At 65.2% G+C, this 21,772-nt stretch carries 22 protein-coding genes and 2 tRNA genes; 2 read left to right on the top strand and 22 right to left on the bottom strand.

Features of this window, described 5'->3' with window-relative positions; all coding sequences use genetic code 11:
• From ilvA to thiL, 11 genes are all read right to left on the bottom strand, one after another.
• The coding region (gene ilvA, locus VJ673_RS19870; RefSeq protein ID WP_324127901.1) for a threonine ammonia-lyase, biosynthetic at positions 1-781 on the bottom strand (781 nt) is incomplete at its 3' end.
• 87 nt (positions 782-868) lie between these two features.
• Positions 869-1,810, bottom strand: coding sequence for an HPr(Ser) kinase/phosphatase (gene hprK / locus VJ673_RS19865; protein WP_324127900.1), 942 nt, complete (start codon positions 1,808-1,810; stop codon positions 869-871).
• On the bottom strand, positions 1,779-2,264 hold the full coding sequence (ptsN, locus tag VJ673_RS19860) for a PTS IIA-like nitrogen regulatory protein PtsN (protein ID WP_324127899.1): 486 nt from the start codon (positions 2,262-2,264) through the stop codon (positions 1,779-1,781). Before ptsN ends, hprK begins: the two co-directional genes overlap by 32 nt.
• 134 nt (positions 2,265-2,398) lie before the next feature.
• On the bottom strand, positions 2,399-2,722 hold the full coding sequence (gene hpf, locus VJ673_RS19855; protein ID WP_324127898.1) for a ribosome hibernation-promoting factor, HPF/YfiA family: 324 nt from the start codon (positions 2,720-2,722) through the stop codon (positions 2,399-2,401).
• 17 nt (positions 2,723-2,739) lie between these two features.
• A complete protein-coding gene (locus VJ673_RS19850) occupies positions 2,740-4,173 on the bottom strand; it encodes an RNA polymerase factor sigma-54 (protein WP_324127897.1) in 1,434 nt (477 codons plus the stop codon).
• A 15-nt stretch (positions 4,174-4,188) separates the two neighbouring features.
• Positions 4,189-4,911, bottom strand: a complete 723-nt coding sequence (gene lptB / locus VJ673_RS19845; protein ID WP_324127896.1) for an LPS export ABC transporter ATP-binding protein — start codon at positions 4,909-4,911, stop codon at positions 4,189-4,191.
• Positions 4,898-5,347 carry a recombination regulator RecX gene (gene recX, locus VJ673_RS19840; RefSeq protein ID WP_324127895.1) on the bottom strand — a complete coding sequence of 150 codons (450 nt, stop codon included), beginning with the start codon at positions 5,345-5,347 and terminating at the stop codon, positions 4,898-4,900. The genes lptB and recX overlap by 14 nt, the downstream gene beginning before the upstream one ends.
• Positions 5,348-5,357: 10 nt before the next feature.
• Entirely contained in the window at positions 5,358-6,395 is a 1,038-nt protein-coding gene (recA, locus tag VJ673_RS19835; protein WP_324127894.1) for a recombinase RecA, read from the bottom strand.
• A 76-nt stretch (positions 6,396-6,471) separates the two neighbouring features.
• The gene (locus VJ673_RS19830) at positions 6,472-6,960 is read right to left on the bottom strand and encodes a CinA family protein (RefSeq protein ID WP_324127893.1); all 489 of its coding nucleotides are present in this window, start codon (positions 6,958-6,960) and stop codon (positions 6,472-6,474) included.
• On the bottom strand, positions 6,945-7,445 hold the full coding sequence (locus VJ673_RS19825) for a phosphatidylglycerophosphatase A family protein (RefSeq protein ID WP_324127902.1): 501 nt from the start codon (positions 7,443-7,445) through the stop codon (positions 6,945-6,947). The genes VJ673_RS19830 and VJ673_RS19825 overlap by 16 nt, the downstream gene beginning before the upstream one ends.
• Before the next feature lie 26 nt (positions 7,446-7,471).
• Positions 7,472-8,431, bottom strand: a complete 960-nt coding sequence (gene thiL / locus VJ673_RS19820) for a thiamine-phosphate kinase (protein ID WP_324127892.1) — start codon at positions 8,429-8,431, stop codon at positions 7,472-7,474.
• A 179-nt stretch (positions 8,432-8,610) separates the two neighbouring features.
• On the opposite strand from thiL, the gene VJ673_RS19815 reads away from it, so the two are divergent.
• Positions 8,611-10,584 (top strand): flagellar assembly protein A, encoded by a 1,974-nt coding sequence (locus tag VJ673_RS19815; RefSeq protein ID WP_324127891.1) that lies wholly within the window; start codon positions 8,611-8,613, stop codon positions 10,582-10,584.
• A gap of 21 nt (positions 10,585-10,605) precedes the next feature.
• Here the strand turns inward: VJ673_RS19815 and VJ673_RS19810 are convergent, their stop codons facing one another.
• The 8 genes from VJ673_RS19810 to VJ673_RS19775 all read right to left on the bottom strand — a co-directional run bounded on the left by VJ673_RS19810 (position 10,606) and on the right by VJ673_RS19775 (position 19,440).
• Positions 10,606-11,535, bottom strand: coding sequence for a branched-chain amino acid ABC transporter permease (locus VJ673_RS19810; RefSeq protein ID WP_324127890.1), 930 nt, complete (start codon positions 11,533-11,535; stop codon positions 10,606-10,608).
• Between the two features lie 33 nt (positions 11,536-11,568).
• Positions 11,569-12,453 (bottom strand): branched-chain amino acid ABC transporter permease, encoded by an 885-nt coding sequence (locus tag VJ673_RS19805; protein ID WP_324127889.1) that lies wholly within the window; start codon positions 12,451-12,453, stop codon positions 11,569-11,571.
• A 90-nt stretch (positions 12,454-12,543) separates the two neighbouring features.
• The gene (locus tag VJ673_RS19800) at positions 12,544-13,758 is read right to left on the bottom strand and encodes an ABC transporter substrate-binding protein (protein ID WP_324127888.1); all 1,215 of its coding nucleotides are present in this window, start codon (positions 13,756-13,758) and stop codon (positions 12,544-12,546) included.
• A 27-nt stretch (positions 13,759-13,785) separates the two neighbouring features.
• Entirely contained in the window at positions 13,786-14,514 is a 729-nt protein-coding gene (locus VJ673_RS19795) for an ABC transporter ATP-binding protein (protein WP_324127887.1), read from the bottom strand.
• On the bottom strand, positions 14,507-15,262 hold the full coding sequence (locus VJ673_RS19790; protein WP_324127886.1) for an ABC transporter ATP-binding protein: 756 nt from the start codon (positions 15,260-15,262) through the stop codon (positions 14,507-14,509). Before VJ673_RS19790 ends, VJ673_RS19795 begins: the two co-directional genes overlap by 8 nt.
• A 356-nt stretch (positions 15,263-15,618) precedes the next feature.
• Positions 15,619-17,259 (bottom strand): acyl-CoA synthetase, encoded by a 1,641-nt coding sequence (locus VJ673_RS19785; protein ID WP_324127885.1) that lies wholly within the window; start codon positions 17,257-17,259, stop codon positions 15,619-15,621.
• Positions 17,260-17,436: 177 nt separating this feature from the next.
• The gene (locus VJ673_RS19780) at positions 17,437-19,104 is read right to left on the bottom strand and encodes a putative bifunctional diguanylate cyclase/phosphodiesterase (RefSeq protein WP_324127884.1); all 1,668 of its coding nucleotides are present in this window, start codon (positions 19,102-19,104) and stop codon (positions 17,437-17,439) included.
• A 260-nt stretch (positions 19,105-19,364) separates the two neighbouring features.
• Positions 19,365-19,440 (bottom strand) — tRNA-Lys (locus VJ673_RS19775).
• A 186-nt stretch (positions 19,441-19,626) separates the two neighbouring features.
• Here VJ673_RS19775 and VJ673_RS19770 point away from each other — a divergent pair.
• A complete protein-coding gene (locus tag VJ673_RS19770; RefSeq protein ID WP_324127883.1) occupies positions 19,627-20,487 on the top strand; it encodes a cation diffusion facilitator family transporter in 861 nt (286 codons plus the stop codon).
• Positions 20,488-20,490: 3 nt separating this feature from the next.
• Here VJ673_RS19770 and VJ673_RS19765 read toward each other — a convergent pair whose 3' ends face one another.
• From VJ673_RS19765 to VJ673_RS19755, 3 genes are all read right to left on the bottom strand, one after another.
• Positions 20,491-20,940, bottom strand: coding sequence for a YaiI/YqxD family protein (locus VJ673_RS19765; RefSeq protein WP_324127882.1), 450 nt, complete (start codon positions 20,938-20,940; stop codon positions 20,491-20,493).
• Between the two features lies 1 nt (position 20,941).
• Complete coding sequence (locus VJ673_RS19760) at positions 20,942-21,580, bottom strand: YitT family protein (RefSeq protein ID WP_324127881.1); 639 nt, start codon at positions 21,578-21,580, stop codon at positions 20,942-20,944.
• 53 nt (positions 21,581-21,633) lie between these two features.
• Positions 21,634-21,709, bottom strand: a tRNA-Lys gene (locus VJ673_RS19755).
• Between the last annotated feature and the right edge of the window lie 63 nt (positions 21,710-21,772).

Raw genomic sequence — 21,772 nt, 5'->3', positions numbered from 1 at the left:
CGTTGTCGACGAGGATCATCTCGTCGACGTACTGCTGGCACAGGCGGAAGGTTTCCTCGCCGACCAGCTTGACAGCGGTGCCGTCGGCGAAGAGACCGACCTGGTCGAGTGCGACGCGCCGGCCTTCGGCGAGCGAGCGGGTCATCGCGTCGGCATCAACGGTCTCGACGCCGATGATCTTCGTTTCCGGGCGCAGGCGCTTGATGTAGGCGGCGACACCCGAGATCAGGCCGCCGCCGCCGACTGCACAGAACACGGCGTGGATCGGGTCCGGGTGCGCACGCAGGATCTCCATGCCGATCGTGCCCTGGCCTGCAATCACGTCCGGATCGTCGTAGGGGTGGACGAAGGTCAGCTTCTCGGTTTTCTCGAGTTCGACCGCGTGCGCGTAGGCGTCGGAGTAGGAGTCGCCTGCAAGGACGACTTCGCCGCCGCGCGCCTTGACCGCGTCGACCTTGATCTGCGGCGTCGAGGTCGGCATCACGATCACGGCCCGCACGCCGAGCCGCTGCGCCGACAGCGCCACGCCCTGCGCGTGGTTCCCGGCCGAGGCGCAGATCACGCCGCGCTTGAGGGCCTGCGGCGAGAGGTGGGCCATCTTGTTGTAGGCACCGCGCAGCTTGAAGCTGAACACCGGCTGCATGTCCTCGCGCTTCAGGAAGATTCGGTTGTGGATGCGTGCCGAGAGGTTGGAGGCGAGGTCGAGCGGGGTTTCCTCGGCCACGTCGTAGACGCGGGCATTGAGGATTTTTTCCAGATAGTCCGGATGTTCGGCAGTCATTACGGGGACCTTTGCTGGCGGCGCAAAGACGTTGAGCGTATCAGCCGATGCGGCACTGCGGCAAGGGCTGCGCCCTTCGACGATTGCTCAGTGGCCACCCTCGCCGCCGTCGAGCAGCCGCTGGTGCCGTTCGATGAATTCCTGCGTCGAATCGATACCGCGCAGCTGCAGAATCGTGGAGCGCACCGCCGCTTCGAGCAGCACCGCGATGTTGCGGCCGGCGGCGACCGGCAGCACGACGCGGATCACGTTCACGCCGAGGATGTCCTGCGTCTCGCGATGCATCGGCAGACGGTTCGGGTCGGCCTGGCCGGGGGCGCGGCGTTCGAGATGCACGACGAGCCGCAGGCGCATCTTCCGGCGGCAGGCCGTCTCGCCGAAGATCGCGCGGATGTTGAGGATGCCCAGGCCCCGGACTTCGATGAAATCCTTCAGCATCTCGGGGCAGCGGCCTTCGAGCACCTGCGGCGCGATGCGCGAGAATTCGACGATGTCGTCGGCGACGAGGCCGTGGCCGCGCGAGATCAGTTCGAGCGCAAGCTCGGACTTGCCGGCGCCCGAGCTCCCGGTGATGAATACGCCTACGCCGAGCACGTCCATGAAGACGCCGTGCAGCGAGATCTTCTCGGCGAGTTCGCGCGACAGGTAGAGGCGCAGCTGGTCGATGACGCTCGCCGCGGGCAGCGGCGTCGTGACCAGCGCGACGTCGGCGCGCTCGCAGATGCCGCGCAGCAGGCCGGGGATTTCGCAGCCGTCGGCGACGATGATCGCGGGCGGTTGCGAGCCGATGATTTCGGTGAGGTGATGGGCGACTTTTTCGCTCGACTGGCGTCGCGCCCACGCGAGTTCCGCAGCGCCGAGGATCTGCAGGCGTGCCGGGTGGATCAGGTTCAGGTGGCCGACGAGATCGGCCGGCCAGATGCGTTCTTCGGTGACCGAGATGCTACGGTCGAGGCGGCCGCTGACGTGTGTCAGCGACAGGCGCTCGCACTGGACTTCAAACAGCCGCGCGACGTTGGTCTGCCGCATGAGGCCCCCAGTTTGCGAACAGCGAATGGATGGTGGCGGCGTCGGGTGCGTTCAGCAACTGCTCGCGGAAGTCGCGGTCGCTGAACATCTGCGCCAGTTCGGAGAGCAGTTGCAGGTGACGTTCGTTGGCCTGTTCGGGAACCAGCAGCACGAACAGCATTGTCACCGGGCGCCCGTCGGGAGCGTCGAACTGGACCGGTGCCGACAGGCGCAGGAAGGCGCCGGCGGCTTCCTTCAGGCCCTTGATGCGCCCGTGCGGAATCGCGATGCCCTGGCCGAGGCCGGTCGAGCCGAGACGCTCGCGCGAGAACAGGCTGTCGAAAACGACAGCGCGGCCGATGCCTTGATTGTTCTCGAAGAGCAGGCCGGCCTGCTCGAAGACGCGTTTCTTGCTGCTCGCGTCGAGATTGATGACCACGTTTGACGGTGGCAGGAGTTCGGCAATGAGGCTCATTTGTGTCAGCGCCCTGGGGACACCGGCCTTACCGGTGCTGCCAGGGCGCAGGTTCGGTCGGGAGCGAGGTGTTAACGCGGTTTGGAGACGCGCGAATTATAAACACCCCCGCCCCCGCCGGGGAAAGGAAAGGATCACAGTTCCGTCGGTTGGTGCTTCAACGTGTCGTGACCGTGATCGAAATTCTTCTGCTTGTACTTCAGCACCTGCCGGTCAAGCTTGTCGGCCATGGAATCGATCGCCGCATACATGTCAGCATCGTCGCTTTCGACATAAATGTCCTTGCCGCGCACGTGCAGCGTCACCTCAGCCTTTTGCTTGAGCTTTTCCACCGACAGAATCACGGCGACGCTCGTCACGTTGTCGAAGTGTCGGATGACGCGATCGAGCTTCGTATTGACGTATTCGCGGATCGCGGGGGTGACTTCGACGTGATGCCCGGTGATGGTGAGATTCATGATGATTCCTCGTATTGTCAGATCGTTTTGCGCAGGCTGACCGGCGGGATATTGAGTGATTCGCGGTACTTCGCGATGGTTCTCCGCGCCACCACGATACCCTGCTGGCCCAACAATTCGGCAATCTTCGCGTCGGACAGGGGTTTTTTCCTGTCTTCGGCATCCACCAACTGGCGAATCAGCGCGCGAATCGCCGTTGAGGAGGCCGCCCCACCGGTATCGGTGGCAACGTGGCTGCCGAAAAAATACTTCAGTTCGAACACGCCGCGCGGTGTGGCCATGAACTTCTGCGTCGTCACCCGCGAGACCGTGGATTCGTGCAGCTCCAGTTGGTCCGCGATCTCCCTGAGCGTCAGAGGGCGCATCGCCACATCGCCATAATCGAAGAACTGTCGCTGCTGGTCAACGATCGCTTGCGAAACTCGCAGAATCGTGTCGAAACGCTGCTGCACGTTCTTGATAAGCCAGCGTGCTTCCTGCAGCTGGCTGGTCAGCGCGCCGCCCGAGCCGCGGTTCTGCTGCAGGATGCTGGCGTAAAGCGCGTTGATGCGCAGGCGCGGCATGGCTTCCGGATTGAGGCTCACGACCCAGCGCGAACGGAGCTTGCGGACGACGACGTCCGGGACGACGTAACGCGTCTCCTGCACCGAATGCTGCGAGCCCGGATGCGGGTCGAGACTGCAGATCAGCGTATGGGCGCGGCGCAGCGCGTCGTCGTCGCAACCCAGCAGACGCTTGAGGCGTGCGAAATTGCGCTCGGCGAGGAGGTCGAGATGCAGGTCGACGATCTTCTGCGCGAGATCGCGTGTCTCGCTCGCGGGCATCGCGCGCAGTTGCAGGCTCAGGCATTCCTGCGGGCTGCGGGCGCCGATACCGGCCGGGTCGAGGTGCTGCACGTGGCGCAGCGCGATCGACAGGTCGTCGAGATCGTATTCGAGTTCCGCGGGCAGCAGCGGCAGGAGGTCTTCGAGCGACTGATGGAGGTAGCCGTCGTCGTCGAGCGCCTCGATGAGGAAGCGCACCAGTGCGCGGTCGCGGTCGGACAGCGGCGACAGGCTGATCTGCTGGTCGAGGTGATCGCGCAGCGTCGTGCTGGCGGCCTGCAGCTCCTGGAAGTCGGTGTCGTCGTCATCGTCGCGGTTGGAGCTTCCGCTGCCCATGCTGGACCATTCGCCGGCTTCGTCAAAGTTGGTCGGTTCGGCTTCCTCGCGCGGGCTCTCGCTCGGTTCGCCGCGTTCCTGTTCGCTGCTGCTGTTGCCCGAACCGGGCATATTGGGGGAAAACTCCGCGCCGTCGCCCTCTTCGCGTTCGAGCATCGGGTTGTCCTGCAGGAAGCGTTCGAGCTCCTGGTTCAGTTCAAGGGTCGACAGTTGCAGCAGCTTGATTGACTGCTGCAACTGTGGGGTCAGCGTGAGGTGCTGCGAGATCTTGAGCTGGAGGGAGGGCTTCATGGTGCGGAGCGGAACTCAGAGTCGGAAGTGCTCGCCGAGGTAGACCTGGCGGACCTGTTCGTTGGCGACGATGTCGTCGGGGCGGCCGCTCGCGAGCACCCGCCCGTCACTGATAATGTAGGCCCGATTGCAGATGCCGAGGGTCTCGCGTACGTTGTGGTCGGTGATCAATACCCCGATGCCGCGGTCGCGCAGGTAGCGGATGATCTTCTGGATGTCGAGCACGGCGATCGGATCGACGCCGGCGAAGGGCTCGTCCAGCAGGATCAGGCGCGGATTGGTCGCGAGTGCGCGCGCAATTTCACAGCGCCGCCGTTCGCCGCCCGAGAGCGAGATCGCCGTGTTGTCGCGGAGGTGGGCGATGCCCAGTTCTTCGAGCAGCTCTTCGAGGCGCGCGCTGATGGCCTCGTCGTCGAGGCCTTGCAGTTCGAGTACGGCGCGGATGTTCTCGGCCACCGTGAGCTTGCGGAAGACGCTCATCTCCTGCGGCAGGTAGGAGAGGCCGAGGCGCGCGCGCGCGTGGATCGGCAGGTGGGTGAGCTGCGCGTCGTCGAGCGTGATGTCGCCCCCGTCGGCGCGGACGAGGCCGACGATCATGTAGAAGCAGGTGGTCTTGCCGGCGCCGTTGGGGCCGAGCAGGCCGACGACTTCGCCGCTGCCGACCTCGAAGGCCACGTCGTGGACGACGGTGCGGGCCTTGTAGCGTTTTTGCAGTCCCGCGACCTTAAGCAGACTCATCGGGGTTCTCTTTCAATAGCTTGCGGATCAGGTCCACGGCGAAGCCGCGGCTCTGCAGGAATCTGGCCTGGCGCGCCCATTCGCGGGCGTCGGCTGGCGGTGCGGGGAATCGGCTGCGGCAGAGCTCGCGCGCGCGCGTCATCTCGTCGTCGGGGCACTCGGAGGCAATCGCCTCGTCGATCGCCTCACGCGGCACACCGCGCTGGGCGAGGTCGTGACGCAGCCGCGCCGTGCCATGGCGTGCGGCCTTGCCGCGCACCCAGGCTTCGGCGAAACGGCTGTCGCTGAGGAGTCCGAGTTCGGTCATGCGATCGAGGATCTCGTCGATCTCTTCGGTCGAACCATGGGCGGCCAGCTTACGGCTGAGCTCGGCGCGCGAGTGATCGCGCCGCGCCAGGTGCCTCAGGGCACGTTCCCGCAGGCTGGTTTCGGCCATGATTCAGCCGTCACGCCGCTTGCGAAGCCTGCGGGGGCTCGGCTTCGGTCGGCATTTCCTTCAGGCCGACCGCGACGCGCACGCGGTTTTCGATCTCGCGTGCGAGGGCCGGGTTGGCGCGCAGGAACTCGCGCGTGTTGTCCTTGCCCTGGCCGATCTTGTCGCCCTTGTACGAGTACCAGGCGCCGGCCTTGTCGACGATCTTGTGCTGCACACCCAAGTCGATGATCTCGCCTTCGCGCGAGATGCCTTCGCCGTACAGGATGTCGAACTCGGTTTCGCGGAACGGGGGCGAGACCTTGTTCTTGACGACCTTGACGCGGGTCTCGTTGCCGACGACTTCGTCGCCCTTCTTGATCGAGCCGATGCGGCGGATGTCGAGGCGCACCGAGGCGTAGAACTTCAGCGCGTTGCCGCCGGTGGTGGTCTCGGGGCTGCCGAACATGACGCCGATCTTCATCCGGATTTGGTTGATGAAGATCACGAGCGTGTTGGTGCGCTTGATGTTGGCGGTGAGCTTCCGGAGCGCCTGGCTCATCAGGCGGGCCTGCAGGCCGGGGAGCTGGTCGCCCATCTCGCCTTCGATTTCTGCCTTCGGCGTCAGCGCCGCGACCGAGTCGATGACGACGATGTCGACGCCGCCCGAACGCACCAGCATGTCGGCGATCTCGAGCGCCTGTTCGCCGGTGTCAGGCTGCGAAATCAGCAGGTCCTGAATGTTCACGCCGAGCTTTTCGGCGTAGGTGACGTCAAGCGCGTGCTCGGCGTCGATGAAGGCTGCGGTGCCGCCAATCTTCTGCATCTCGGCGATGACTTGCAGCGTAAGGGTCGTCTTGCCGGAGGATTCCGGGCCGTAGATTTCGATCACGCGGCCGCGCGGCAGGCCCCCGAGGCCGAGCGCGATGTCGAGCCCGAGCGAGCCGGTCGAGACAGTCTGGATGTCCTTTTCGACGTTGCCGTCGCCCATCCGCATGATCGAACCCTTGCCGAACTGCTTCTCGATCTGCGAGAGCGCGGCGGCGAGGGCCTTGGCCTTGTTGTCGTCCATGGGGTGTCCTTTCTGGTAGTCGGTGAATTATGGCACAGAGATTGCTGTGCGGTGTCAATTGCTGGGAGCGGGTGAGTCAGGAAAAGTCCATTGTCATCAATTCTCGCAGCGCATGGAAGACTGCCTGGCGGCGGACCGCTTCCCGGTCGCCGGGAAAATGGCAGGTCGCGCGGTGCGTGCGGCCATCGCGGGTGCCCCAGGCGAAGCACACGGTGCCGACGGGCTTTTCCGGAGTGCCGCCACCCGGGCCGGCGACGCCCGATACCGCGAGCGCGATGTCGGCACGGCTGTGCGACAACACTCCCGCCACCATCGCATCGACCGTCGGCTCAGACACGGCGCCGTGGCGCTGGAGGGTGTCGGCCGAAACGCCCAGCAACGCTTGCTTGGACTCGTTCGAGTAGGTGATGAATCCGCAGTCGAACCAATCCGAGCTGCCGGCGGTGGCGGTGACGACTTCAGCGACCCAGCCGCCGGTGCAGGATTCGGCGCAGGCGAGTTTCAACTTGCGCGCGAGCAGCCACGCGCCGACTTCGGCGGAGAGGGCGTTCAGATGTGGGTCCATGGTGTGGGTCCGAGCAGTCTGACGAGGATCGCGAGCACGAGGATCGCGTAACCCGCGGCGATCAAGTCGTCGAGCATGACACCGAAACCGCCCTTCACACGGCGGTCCGCCCAGCGGACGGGAGGCGGTTTGACGATGTCGAAAAAGCGGAACAGCACGAAGGCCACCGCCTGCCAGGCGAGGCCTGCCGGGGTGAAGAAGAGCACGAGCCAGAAGGCGACGATTTCGTCCCACACGATCGCGCCGTGATCCGACTCGCCGAGTGCCCGGCCCGTGCGATCGGCCGCGATGATGCCGGCGACGAAGAAGCTCGCGAGCAGTGCGAGGAACACGAAGTCGGAGATCGGCGTGCGCACCAGCGGATAGAGCAGCCAGGCGGCAAGCGTGCCGGCGGTGCCAGGGCCGCGCGGCGACAGGCCGGAGCCGAAACCGAGCGAGATGAAATGCGCCGGATGGCTGAAGAGGAGACGGAAAGTCGGTTGCATCGGGTCGATGGTGTGAGGGGGTGGCTTCACCCGAAGTGATCGTAGCCGCGGGGGGCGCTGCTCTGTTCGTGGCCGTCCGCTTCGCGCAGCAGGAGCTGCCCGGTTTGGGCAGTCATGGTGCCGATGCGCGTCACGGGCAGGCCGAGTGTTCGGCCGAGCGCGGCGACCTCGTCGCACCGGGCGGGGGGCGCGGTGAAGAGCAGCTCGTAGTCGTCACCGCCGGAAAGGAGGCAGCGTCGTGCAAGATCGCCGTCGGCGCCCGCGGCGTAAAGTTCGGCGAGCGGCAGGGCCGGGACGTCGATGCGCGCGCCGCAGGCCGAGCATTCGAGGATATGGCCGAGGTCGCCGAGCAGGCCGTCGGAGACGTCGAGCATCGCGCTCGCGATACCGCGCAGCGCGAGACCGAAGGCGACGCGAGGCTGCGGGCGGTGCAGGGCGTCGAGGCAGCGACGGGCGTAGTCGCCTTGCAGCGCGATCTCGCCGCGCAGATGGGCGAGACCCAGGGACGCCAGGCCGGGGGTGCCGGTGATCCAGAGGTCGTCGCCGGCCTGTGCGCCGTCACGGGTGATCGCGGCGCCGGCCGGGACTTCGCCGAAGATCGTGACGCACAAGTTGAGCGGGCCGCGTGTCGTGTCGCCGCCGGCGAGATCGACGCCGAAGGCCTCGGCGCAGGCGAAGAAGCCGCGCGAGAAGTCGGCGATCCAGGCTTCGTCGGCAGACGGTAGCGACAGCGCGAGCACGGCCCAGCGTGGCTCCGCGCCCATCGCGGCGATGTCGGAGACGTTCACGGCGAGCGTCTTCCAGCCCAGCGCTTCGGCGTCGGTGTCGGGAAAGAAGTGCGTGCCCGCGACCAGCATGTCGGTCGACACGGCGAGCTGCATGCCGGAGCGCGGCTGCAGCAAGGCGGCATCGTCCCCGACCGCGAGGGCGGTATGGCGGGGAGCGCGGGTGAAGTGACGGCGGATGAGATCGAATTCGGAGGCCATGAAGGATGGCGGCAAAGGGGGTGGAGGCAAGGCGAGGCGGCGCGAAAGCTTAACCCAGACGCGGCAGCGCAGCCGGAACAAATTGCGTGTTGCAGGTCATTATGCGTGCGGCCGTGACGTCCAGTAACATGGGGGTGAAGTCGGTTGATACAACTACGAATAAAGACAGGGACGAGACGATGGCCGACGCTGCTGCGGGAGTCGATGGGAATGCACCGGAGCCTTTGCCGCGCTTCATCGTTCGCGATGAAACCGGGCTGTCGGTCGACCTCAATTATCTAAGCGCTTCGGCCGAGTTCAACCAGTGGGTGGACCGGATGTTCATCCGGGGCGCCTATTTTCGCGGCACCGACTATCCCGCCTTCCTGCGGCTTGCCTTCGACTTCGAGCCCGGCATGGTGATCGACGAGATCCGTGCTCGTGAGGCGGCCGGTGGAAACGCGCGCGTCCGCTTTGCGGCGGGCATCTCCTTCATCGTCGGCCAGCGCGTGAGTCTCTATCGCGGCGTGAAGGTTTCAGGAGGGCGGGCCGAATACCTGTTCGAGCCGGTCAGCCTGGAATACACGGTCGAGCAGCCGGTGGCGGGCGCCGGTGGCGACGAGGAGGGCGGCGTGGCGCGCACCGAATCGGTCGTCGTGTCGCAGAAGACGAAGCTGGATTTCGACGAGTTCGTTGCGCAGATGTGGCTCAAGGGAGTGAAGTTCGGCGTCGACGAGGCTGAGGTGCGCAAGGCGATTGCTGACGACTACGTCGGGCGACTGAAGATCGCGGAGGCGATTGCGCCCACGGCGGGAAGCGACGCCGGCGTGCAGGAAGTGTCCGACGTGCTGCACCGTGACGACGCGCCGGGTAGCTTGCCCGACGGCCGCATCAACCTCGCGCGCTTCCGCAACCGCTTCCCGCAGATCCGCGCCGGGGCGCGGCTGCTGCGCAAGACGCCGCTCGTGCTCGGAGCGCTCGGCCGCGAACTCAATGGACGGCCGGTGGCGCCGCAGGTGCCCAAGGACTTCGATTTCGCGACGCTGTCCGGGCCAGGTACGCGCGTCGACCGGGACGAGCAGGGCGAATGCCTGGTCGCCGCGATCGACGGCTTTCTCGACATCGACAACGACAGCGGCAAGATCTCGGTGAGCGAGAAGGTCGTGAACCGTGCCGGCGTGAGCCTGCGCACGACGGGCGACATCTCCCTGATGGGCGACGAATATGAGGAGCACGGCGAGATCCAGGAACGGCGCGTCGTCGAGGGCCTGAACATCACGACCTACGCCGACGTCTTCGGCAAGATCGTGTCGCGCGGCGGGCGCGTGGTGCTGAAGCAGAACCTCTCGGGCGGCAGCATCGTCGATCCCGGCGGCGAGGTGAGGGTCGAAGGCCGTGTCAGCGGCGCGACGATCTTCGCGCCCGGCGGCGAGGTCACGGTCGGCGTCGCCGAAAGCAGTCTCATCGTCGCGCGCCGGGTCGTCGGCGAACGTGCCGTGGGGTGCGATATCCTGGCCGATGAAGTCCAGATGGCGGTCGTCGAGGCCTCGGTGCTCGCATCGCCGTCGCTCGCGATCGAGGCGGTCAGGCCGCGCGGTCAGGCCGAAACGCTGATCTCGGTGCTGCTGCCTGCCGACGATGCCCAGCGTGCGCTACTCGCCCAGGCGCGGACGCAACTCGAGGCGCTCGATCAGGCGGACGCCGCCGCGCGCCAGCTGTTGGAGTCGGCGCGCACCCAGCCGGGCGTCGCGAACTACATGGCCGTCGCGGGCAAGCTCAGGCGTAAGGAGATCTCGCTGACGGCGGAGCAGCAGGCGGCCTTCATCAAGTTGCGCGACAAGGTGGCGCCGGTCCTGAAGGCGCTCGCCCGGCTGACCGAGGAAGGCAAGGCGCGGGCGACCCAGCGCGAGGCGCTGCAGTCGGCGATGGCGGCGGTCGAGGAAGAACGCCGCAAACTTCGCGAAGCGGTGAGCTGCAGCATCGGCGACATCTCCGGTGACGTCATCGTTCGCGCGCGTCCCCAGGCGGCAGACGCGAAACCCGTCGCGCAGATGACGCCGGCCGAGATCAAATCCTTCCTGCGTGCCGCACCATCCGGCAGCCAAAAGCTGCTCGTGGCTGCCAAGGGGAGCCTGCAGTGGCGTCTGGCCGACGAGGCGGCCACCCCCGCGTAAAGCCCGGCGCCGTGAGGGCGCTCAGATCCGGATGCCGGAGCGGCGGATGAGCACCGCCAGTTCGCCGAAGATGCCGCGGCGGAAGGCCAGCACGCAGACCACGAAGATGACGCCGGTCAGCACCGTGACCCACTGGCCGAGCTCGGCGCCGTAGTTCTGCAGTCCGACGACGACCGCCGCGCCGACGATCGGCCCAAACACCGTCCCCATTCCGCCCAGCAGCGTCATCAGCACGATCTCGCCCGACATGTGCCAATGCACGTCGGTGAGCGACGCGAGCTGGAACACCAGCGCCTTCGTCGAGCCGGCCAAACCCGACAGCGCCGCCGACAGCACGAAGGCGAGGAGCTTGTACTTCTCGACGTCGTAGCCGAGCGAGACCGCGCGCGGCTCGTTCTCGCGGATCGCCTTCAGCACCTGCCCGAACGGGGAATGGATCGCGCGCTCGACGACCCAGAAGCCGAACAGGAAGATCGCGAGCACGAAGTAGTACATGTTCATGCCGTCGGACAGGTCGATCATCCCCAGCAGATGCCCGCGCGGGATGCCCTGCATGCCGTCCTCGCCGCCGGTGAAGGGAAACTGCAGCGCGAGGAAATAGACGAGCTGCGCGAGCGCGAGCGTGATCATCGCGAAGTAGATGCCGGCACGGCGGATCGCGAGGCTGCCGAACACGAAGCCCTGCGCCGCTGCGACCGCAGTGCCGGCGAGGATGCCGAGCTCGGGCGTCAGGCCCAGCGACTGCACGGCGTAGCCGCAGACGTAGCCGGCCGAGCCGAGGAAGGCGGCGTGGCCGAAGGACAGCAGGCCGGTGTAGCCGAGCAGCAGGTTGAACGCGCAGGCGAAGAGCGCGAAGCACAGGATCTTCATCACCAGCACCGGGTAGAGGACGAGCGGTGCGAGGAGTCCGATCGCGATCAGCGCGATCCAGCCGATGAGTTTGCCGTTCATAGCGCGGGTCCTTGTGAGTGGGCCGCCATCAGGTCAGCGCTCGCGTCCGAAGAGGCCGGCGGGTCGCAGCAGCAGGACGATGCCCATGATGACGAAGATCACGACCGACGAGGCCTCCGGGTAGAACACCTTCGTCAGCCCCTCGATCAGGCCGAGGCCGAGGCCGGTGACGATCGAACCCATGATCGAGCCCATGCCGCCGATCACGACCACGGCGAAGACGACAATGATCAGGTTCGAACCCATGACCGGATTCACCTGGAACACGGGTGCCGCGAGCACGCCCGCGAAGGCCGCGAGCCCCACGCCGAAACCGTAGGTCAGCGTGATCATCAGCGGCACGTTGATGCCGAAAGCCTGCAGTAGTTGCGGATTCTCGGTGCCGGCGCGCAGGTAGGAGCCGAGCTTGGTCCGCTCGATGATGAACCAGCTGCCGAAGCACACGACGAGCGACACGAGCACGACCCAGGCGCGGTATTTCGGCAGGAACATGAAGCCCAGGTTGAAGCCGCCGGAGAGCAGTTCGGGGACCGGATAGCTCGCGCCCGAAATCCCGAATTGGTAGCGGAACAGGCCCTCGATGATGAGCGCCAGCCCGAAAGTCAGCAGCAGCCCGTATAAATGATCGAGCCGGTACAGGTGCTTGAGCATCGTGCGCTCGATCACCATGCCGAGGCAGCCGACGACCACCGGCGACGCGATCAGCGCGAGCCAGTAGTTGATGCCGAGGTAGGTGAGGCCGATCCACGCGATGAAGGCGCCCATCATGTAGAGGGCGCCGTGCGCGAAATTGATGATGTTGAGCAGGCCGAAGATGATCGCCAGCCCCAGGCTCAGGATCGCGTAGAACGAACCGTTGATGAGCCCGATCAGCAACTGCCCCATCAGGGCCTGGATCGGTATGCCGAAGATGTCCATAGTCTCGCGCTCGGGTGTCGGCGCCGGCCGTGAGATCGTTCGCACCTGAAAGGGCGCTCGCGATCCCCGGTCATCGCCAGTCTGGCGTGCTTATTTCTTGACCAGCGAGCACTTGCTCTCGGACAGCGGGATGAACGCCTCGTCGCCCGGAATCGTTTCGCGGATCGTGTAGTAGTCCCACGGGTACTTCGATTCCGAGGGCTTCTTCACCTGCACCAGATACATGTCGTGCACCATCCGCCCGTCTATGCGCACCTTGCCGTTCTTCGCGAAGAAATCGTTGACCGGCATCTCGCGCATCTTGGCCATCACCGCCTTCGCTTCGTCGGTGCCCGCTGCCTTGACCGCCTTCAGATAGTGGTAGACGGCCGAGTAGTCGCCCGCCTGCACCATCGTCGGCATGCGCTTCATCTTTTCGAAGTAGCGCTTCGACCAAGCACGCGTCTCGTCGTTGCGATCCCAGTAGAAGCCGGTCGTCAGGTACATGCCCTGCGTCGCTTCGAGCCCCAGGCTATGCACGTCGGAGATGAACATCAGCAGCCCGGCGAGCGTCTGCTTCGGCGTGATGCCGAACTCCTTCGCCTGCTTGATCGAGTTGATCGTGTCGCTGCCGGCGTTCGCCAGTCCGATGACCTGCGCACCGGAGGATTGCGCGCTCAGCAGGAAGGACGAGAAATCGCTGCCGGGGAAGGGGTGGCGCACGCTGCCGAGCACCTTGCCGCCGTTCTTCGTCACGACCTCCGAGGTGTTCTTCTCCAGCGAGTGGCCGAAGGCGTAGTCCGCGGTGATGAAGTACCAGGTCTTGCCGCCCTGCTTGACGACCGCCTTCGCCGTGCCGACCGGCAACGCGTAGGTGTCGTAGGCCCAATGCACGGTCGTGTCGTTGCATTGCTCGTTGGTGATCGGGGTTGAGCCCGCGCCATTGACGAGCGAGATGCGGTTCTTCTCGTTCGCAACCTTCATCACCGCGAGCGCAGTCGAGGTCGTGACGAGATCGACGATGGTATCGACCTTGGCGGTATCGAACCATTCGCGCGCCTTGTTGGCCGAGATGTCCGCCTTGTTCTGATGGTCGGCGGAGATCACTTCGATCTTGAAGTCGGGCTTCTCCTTGGCGATGAAGTCCTCGACCGCCATCTTGGTCGCCTCCACCGCCCCAGGCCCGGAGAGGTCCGAATAGGTGCCCGACATGTCCGTCAGCACGCCCAGCTTGACCACGCCATCACTGACATTCGTCGCCGCCATCGCCGGTTGCATCGCAAAGACCGCCGCGGCGATCGCTGAAACCAGAATCCTGCGCTTCATGGTGTCTCCTCCGTCTTGTTCGGGTGTTCAAACGCCGAGCAGCTTCTCCAGCAGCGGCATCTTCGATTCGAGTTCGTCCTTGTCGACCGTCTCGACGATGCGCCCGTGCTCGATCACGTAGTGCCGGTCGGCGAGCGGTGCGGCGAAACGGAAATTCTGCTCGACGAGGATGATCGTCAGCCCCTTTTCCTTCAGCTGTGCGATCACACGGCCGAGGGTCTGCACGATCACCGGCGCTAAGCCCTCGGTGATCTCGTCGAGCAACAGCAGGCGTGCGCCGGTGCGCAGGATGCGCGCCATCGCGAGCATCTGCTGCTCGCCGCCCGACAGCCGGCTGCCGGGACTCGTGCGGCGCTCCTTGAGGTTCGGGAACATCTCGTAGATCTCGTCGAGGCTCATCCCGCTGCTATTCACCGTCGGGGGCAGCAGCAGGTTCTCCTCCGTCGACAGGCTCGCGTAGATGCCGCGCTCCTCGGGGCAGTAGCCGACACCGAGGTGCGCGATGCGGTGCGTCGGCAAGTCGATGACTTGCCGACCATTGACCATGATCGATCCGCTGCGGCGGCCAGTGAGGCCGAGGATCGCCTTCAGCGTCGTCGTGCGTCCCGCGCCATTGCGCCCGAGCAGCGTGACGAGTTCGCCCCGGTTCACCTGGAAATCGATGCCGTGCAGGATGTGCGATTCGCCGTAGAAGGCATGCAGGGCGCTCACGCGCAGCATTTCAGCGTCGGGATGGAACGCGCTCGCCTTAGCCATGGCCGGTCCCCATATAGGCCTCCAGCACGCGCGGGTCGGCCGAGACCTGCTCGTACGGCCCTTCGGCGAGCACCGTGCCGCGCTGAAGGACCGTGATCCGGTCGCAGATGTGGGAGACGACGCTCAGGTTGTGTTCGACCATCAGGATCGTGCGGTTCGCAGAAACGCGCTTGATCAAGTCCGCGACGCGCCCGACGTCTTCGTGGCCCATGCCCTGGGTCGGCTCGTCGAGCAGCATCAACTCGGGTTCGACGGCCAGTGTCGTCGCGATCTCGAGCGCACGCTTGCGCCCATAGGGCAGCTCCACTGTGACCGAGTCGGCGAACGCTTGCAGGTCCACCGCCTCGAGCAGTTCCATCGCGCGGCCGTCGAGCACGGACAGGCTCTTCTCCGAGCGCCAGAAATGGAAGCTCGTCCCCAGTTTGCGCTGCAGCGCGATGCGGACATTCTCGAGCACCGTCAGGTGCGGAAACACGGCCGAGATCTGGAAGGAGCGCACGACGCCCCGGCGCGCGATCTGGGCCGCCTTTTCGTGTGTGATGTCCTGGCCGTTGAAGTGGATCGCGCCCTGCGTCGGCGTCAGGAACTTCGTGAGCAGGTTGAAGACCGTCGTCTTGCCGGCGCCGTTGGGGCCGATCAGCGCATGGATGTCGCCCCGCCGCACCTGCAGGTTGACCTTGTCCACCGCGACGAAACCTTTGAAGGCCTTGGTCAGGTCGCGCGTCTCCAGGATGAAATCGCTGCTCATCGTGCCTTTCAGATCCTGCCCCTGTTGGTGGAAGCTGAACTGCACCGGCTGTCGGGCCGGCCGAAACACGTACCGCCGGATGATGCGAATGGCGACCGCGACGTCGATTATAAGAATCGATGTTTCATCGATATGTAGATTCGATCACGCTGGCGGAAACTTAGTCACCGTGCCCCGGAATGAGTTCCGGCTTGTGAAGCGCATCGCTGCGAGGTCTTCGAGGATGACGTAGCTTGGATGCGCAGACCGGGTGCATCGACCGATGTGTGATGCATCAATGGACGCAAAAAAAACGCCACCGTTTCCGGTGGCGGTTCACGTCGCATGCGGCGACTGTGGTCGCCGCGGCGCGATGCTTACTCGATCGCCGAAGCCGACTTCGCCTGTTCGCGCAGAACGAACTTCTGGATCTTGCCGGTCGAGGTCTTCGGCAGCACGCAGAACTCGATGAACTTCGGCACCTTATAGCGCGCGAGATGCTCGCGGCAGTGCGTGATGATGTCGTCGGCTGTCACCTGGGCGCCTTCCTTGATCTCGATGTAGGCGGCCGGCACCTCGCCCCACTTCGGATCGGGCTTCGCGACCACCGCGGCGGTCATCACCGCCGGGTGGCGGTAGAGCACGTCCTCGACTTCGAGCGAGGAGATGTTCTCGCCGCCCGAGATGATGACGTCCTTGGAGCGGTCCTTGATCTTGACATAGCCGTCGGGCTGCATCACGCCGAGGTCGCCGGTATGGAACCAGCCGCCGGCGAAGGCTTCCTCGGTGGCCTTCTCGTTCTTCAGGTAGCCCTTCATCACGAGGTTGCCGCGGAACATCACTTCGCCCATTGTCTCGCCGTCGGCGGGCACGAGCTCCATCGTCTCGGGATTGATGACCGTGATTGCTTCCTGCATATGGTAGCGCACGCCCTGGCGGCCGTTGCGCTCGGCGCGGTTGGCAATCGGCAGATCGTTCCATTCCGGATGCTTGGCACACACCGACGCCGGGCCATAGGTTTCCGTGAGACCGTAGACGTGCGTGATGTCGAAGCCGATGCGCTCCATGCCTTCGATGATCGCGGCCGGGGGCGCGGCGCCGGCGATCAGCGCCGACACCTTGTGGTCGATGCCCGCGCGCATGCCTTCGGGCGCGTTGATCAGCATGCCGTGCACGATCGGCGCGCCGCACAGGTGGCTGACCTTGTGCTTGCGGATCAGCTCGTAGATCAGCGCGACGTCGACCTTGCGCAGACAGACGTTGACCCCGGCGTTCGCCGCGACGGTCCAGGGGAAGCACCAGCCGTTGCAGTGGAACATCGGCAGCGTCCACAGGTAGACCGAGTGCTGCGGCATGCCCCAGCTGATGATGTTCGAAGCCGCGTTCAAGTAGGCGCCGCGGTGATGATAAACGACGCCCTTCGGGTTGCCAGTGGTGCCCGAAGTGTAGTTCAGCGCGATCGCGTCCCACTCGTCCGCCGGCAGGCTCCATGCGAAATGAGGATCGCCTCCTGCGAGGAAGTCTTCATACTCGATCTCGCCGCAGCGCTCGGTCCCCGGATATTCCGGATCGAGCGCATCGATCACGACCGGTTTCGGACCCTTGACGAGTTCGAGGGCGCGGCCGACGACGCTCGCGAATTCGGGGTCGGTGATCAGGACCTTGGCTTCGCCATGATCGAGCATGAAGGCGATCGCCTCGGGGTCGAGACGGGTGTTGAGCGTGTTGAGGACGGCGCCGACCATCGGCACGCCGAAGTGCACTTCGGCCATCGCCGGCACGTTCGGCAGCATCACCGCGACCGTGTCGCCGCGCTTGATGCCCTGCTGCACCAGCGCGCTCGCCAGTCGGCGACAGCGTTCGTAATGTTCGGCCCAGGTGAAGCTGCGGTCGCCGTGAATCACGGCCACGCGGTTCGGATAGATGTAGGCCGAGCGCTCAAGAAAGCTCAAGGGCGACAGGGGGACGTAGTTTGCCGGATTCTTGCCCAGGCCCTGATCGTATGGACTGTTCGACACTGTTTTCCTTCCTCGTTGTTGGAATCATTGACCTGCCACGCCGCGGGACGGCGGCCGACCCGTCCGGTCCTGCATTCTCTCCCGGGGTCGACGGACTCAAATGTACCCAATCTTGATAAAAGCTTCAAAGCGCCTACTGCCCGCCGTAGGTTCTCTACCGCAGGTACGGTATGCGACTTACGCCGGCTGCCCCCTGAAGCAGCGACGGAAGTCCTCGGCGCTGACCGCACGGCCGTAGAGGTGCCCCTGAAATTCGTGGCAGCCGAGCTCGCGTAGGAAATTCGCCTGGTCCTCGGTCTCGACGCCTTCGGCGATCACACGTAGGTTCAACGTGCGCGCGATGCCGACGACCGTGCGCACGATGACGTCATTGTCGCCGCCGTCGCCGAGGCGCCGCACGAAACTGCGGTCGATGTTGAGCTTGGTGATCGGCAGCGTGCGGAGGTTCCCGAGCGGCGAAAAGCCCGTGCCGAAACCGTCGATCGACAGGCGGATGCCGAGCCGGTCGAGGGCCTCCAGGGCCGGCACGACGTAGGCGACATCCGACAGTACCGATTCGCGGAACTCGAATTCGAGCGCGCGCGCATCCATGCCGGTTTCCGCCAGCAGTTTCGCGACGCTGTCGACGAAATCAAAGCGTTCGAGCTGGCGGGCGGAAATGTTCAGCGACAAGGTGGGCGGCGTCGTGCCCTCGGCTGCCCAAGCCAGATACTGCTTGAACGCGCGTCGCATCACCCATTCGCCGAGCGGATGGATCAGGCCACAGTCTTCTGCGATCGGGACAAAGCGCTCGGGCGGGATCGTGCCGAGCTGTGGGTCGGTCCACCGCACCAGCGCTTCCATGCCGGTGATCCGGGCGCCCGCGGCGTCGAACTGCGGCTGGAAGTGCAGGCTCAGCGCGTCGTCCGCCAACGCCTGGCGCAGGTGCCGTTCAAGCGTCGCCCGTTCGTTGGCGAAGGCCGTCATCTCGGCCGAGTAGAAGCGGTAGGTGTAGCGGCCCCGCGCCCGCGCCTGCAGCATCGCTGCGTCGGCCGCGGTGAGGAGGTCGTCCATCGTCAGGCCGTCCATCGGGTAGAGGCTGATGCCGATACTCGCGCTCAGATAGATTTCGCTGCCGCCCGCCTGCAGCGGGAGTTCCAACGCCTTCAGGAGCTGGTCGGCGGTGGTGCTCGCAGCGCGCGGCCCATCGACCCCTTCGATCAGTGCCAGGAACTCGCATTCGCCCGCACGTGCCAACGTGTCCGTTTCGCGCAGATTCGCGCCCAGGCGCTCGGCGACCGCGGCGATGAGTTCGTCGTGGCCGATCGTGGCCCCCTGCGCCGAGACCTCGATCATCAGCACCGCAAACTGACCGGCGTCGCGCAGGCAGCGCCGCGCCGCCTGCTCGAAACGGTCGCGGAACAGCAGACGGTTGGGCAGGCGGGTCACCGGATCGCGGTAGGCGAGGTCGCGCAGCTGCGACTGCACGGCCATGATGTGCGAGATGTCGGTGAACACACCGACGTAATGAAGGACGTTGCCGTCGTCGTCATGAACGGCGCTGATCGACAGCCACTCGGGATAGACCGTGCCGTTCTTGTGGCGATTCCAGATCTCGCCCTGCCAGCGGCCTTCATCGCGCAACGCGAGCCACATGCGCGCGTAGAACTCGCTCGAATGGCGGCCCGAGCGCAACACGGCCGGCGTCTTGCCGACGATGTCGGCCGCCGAATACCCGGTCAGCTCGGTGAAGGCCCGATTGACGCAGAGCACCTTGCCCTGCGGGTCGGTGATCGTCATCCCCGTCGCCGCATTCTGGAAGATCGTGTGGGCTCGTTGCAGGTCGTCCTGTATCGCTGTCGTCATCGCTCGCCTCCGTTGCAATCCCGCAATTATCCCTAACGGCAGTGTGGGTTGCACGCGCTAGATGGCGATGACGTATTCCGCGCGATTGCGGACAGGCGAAGGCGCCGGTAGCAGGCGCCGCGGGAGCGCGGATCCGACAGGGGACGCGCGCTGGTGATACCTGCACAGCCGACGTCGAAAGGCAGAGCCTGCCCCAATTGCATCGGATGCGGAAAAGCAAAAGGCCAGTTCCGAAGAACTGGCCTTTTATGCTTGAATTCTGGTGGGGGCAGTAGGATTCGAACCTACGACCTACTGATTAAGAGTCAGCTGCTCTACCAACTGAGCTATACCCCCTTCGTCGTTTCAGTTGCAAGCGACGAGAGCCGCTGACTATAAGCGGATAAGAAGTTATTGTCAACACTCCACCGAGTTTTTCGTGCTTCGGCGTCGCTGGGTCGGCATGGTGCATGGCATCATGCCGGGTCGGCCGGATAGGCCATTCAACCGACTCTCAACGCAAATCGCCCTGGAATACGTTTCATGGAACCTCGCCACTATTTCTGGCTCTCGACTGCGGCGGCCGTCGTCACCATCGTGCTCAAGACCTTGGCATGGTGGCTGACCGGCTCGATGGGGCTGCTGTCGGATGCCATGGAGTCGTTCGTCAACCTCGCAGGCGCCACCTTTGCGTTGTGGATCATCACGATCGCGAAAAGTCCGCCGGATCGCGACCATCCGCTGGGTCACAGCAAGGCGGAGTATTTTTCCAGCGGCTTCGAGGGCATCCTGATCTTCGCCGCCGCGGGGGCGATCATCTGGTCGGCCGCTGGCCGCCTGTTCGCCCCTGAGCCGCTGGAGTCCGTCGGCATCGGTCTGGCGGTGTCGACCGCGAGCAGCGTGATCAATCTGCTGGTCGCCCTGGCCTTGCGCCGGGCGTCGGTGCGTTTCCGTTCGATCGCGCTCGAAGGCGGGGCGCGGCACCTGATGACCGACGTGTGGACTTCGGCCGGGGTCATCGTCGGCGTGGTGCTGGTCGCGGCGACGGGCTGGCTGTGGCTCGATGCGGCGGTCGCGATCCTTGTGGGCCTGCACATCCTGTCCGAGGCCTCGGGGCTGATCCGGGCTTCGGCCCATGGGCTGATGGATGCGGCGCTGCCGGACGAGTCGGTGACGCGCATCGAGGCGGTGTTGCAGTCCTTCGCGCCGCGCGGCGTCTACCATACGAACCTGCGCACGCGCCGCGCCGGGGCGGAGGGCTTCGTCTACGTCGATATCCAGGTGCCGCCCGCGTGGACGATCGTGCAGACGCACGACCTGCTCGATGAGATCGAGTCCGCGATCCGCGGCGAGCTGCCGCAGACGCACGTGTTGACCCATCCGGAACCCGCGTCCGGCGGCTGACCCTCAGCGACGGCGACGCTGCAGCGCGGCGTCGAGCCGGTTGGCGAACGCTTGCCGGTCGGCGGTGCTGAAAGCCGCCGGCCCGCCGGTGTCCACGCCGCTGCTGCGCAAGGTGTCCATGAAATTGCGCATGTCGAGCAGTTCGCGGATGTTTTCCTTGCCATAGAGCTCGCCGCGAGGCGACAGGGCATGGGCATCCTTCGCGATGATCTCGGCCGCCAGCGGGATGTCGGCGGTGACGACGAGGTCGCCCGGCTGCACGTTGGCTGCGATGTACTTGTCCGCCTCGTCGAAGCCCGGCGGCACCTGCACCATGCGGATCAATGGCGAGGGCGGAACGCGGAGAGACTGGTTTGCCACCAGCGTGAGGTTCAGTCCCGTGCGCGTGGCGGCGCGGAACAGGATCTCCTTGATCACGGCGGGGCAAGCATCGGCATCGACCCAGAGCTGCATGTCAGAATCCAAAGTAGCGATCCGGCCGGTGATTGACGGCGATCACGAGATTGAGTGCCATCGCGCTCAGCACCGACAGCAGCACCTTGTCGAGCGGAACGACAAGGAGACCCAGGCTCAGGATGGCAACGTCCGCGACCATCTGCACGGTGCCCGCGCGCCAGCCCTTGCGCTTCTGCAGGTAGATCGCCAGCACGCCGATGCCGCCGAGGCTTGCCCCGTGGCGGATCAGGATTAGGATGCCGACGCCGGCCAGGAGCCCGGCGGTGATTGCGGCGAATACCGGGTCGAGGCGGTCGAAGCTGATCAGCCGCGGCACGAATTCGGCGAATGCCGACAAGAGGCCGACTGCGCAGAAAGTCTTCAGCGTGAAGCTGCGCCCCATCGCCCGCCAGGCGAACAAGTAGAAGGGAAGGTTGAGGGCGAACAGCACGGCGCCGAGCGGCCAGCCCGCGAGGTAATGGACCAGGAAGGACAAGCCGGTCGTGCCCCCCGTGAGCAGGCGCGTTTCGCGGAAGAACACCAGGGACAGCGCGACGATCAGGCAGCCGACGAGCAGCGCCTGGACGTCTTCCAGCGCGCTGTGGCGGATTTCGTTCGCGTTGGCGATGTTAGTGGTGTCGGCAGTGGGATGAGCCATGGCTTGAAAAAGAAAATGCCCGGACCGGAGTCCAGGCATTTTCTTTGAAACTTTGGTAGGCCGTGCGGGATTCGAACCTGCGACCAACGGATTAAAAGTCCGCTGCTCTACCAGCTGAGCTAACGACCCACGTTTTCGAAGACCCCGGATCTTAAAGAAGCTTGTGCGATACGTCAACCGCGGATTCCTGTC

This window comes from Aromatoleum sp. (assembly GCF_035254505.1).
GTDB lineage: Bacteria > Pseudomonadota > Gammaproteobacteria > Burkholderiales > Rhodocyclaceae > Aromatoleum.
The sequence above is the reverse complement of the archived record's forward strand: the minus strand, read 5'-3'. Positions and strand labels throughout refer to the sequence as shown.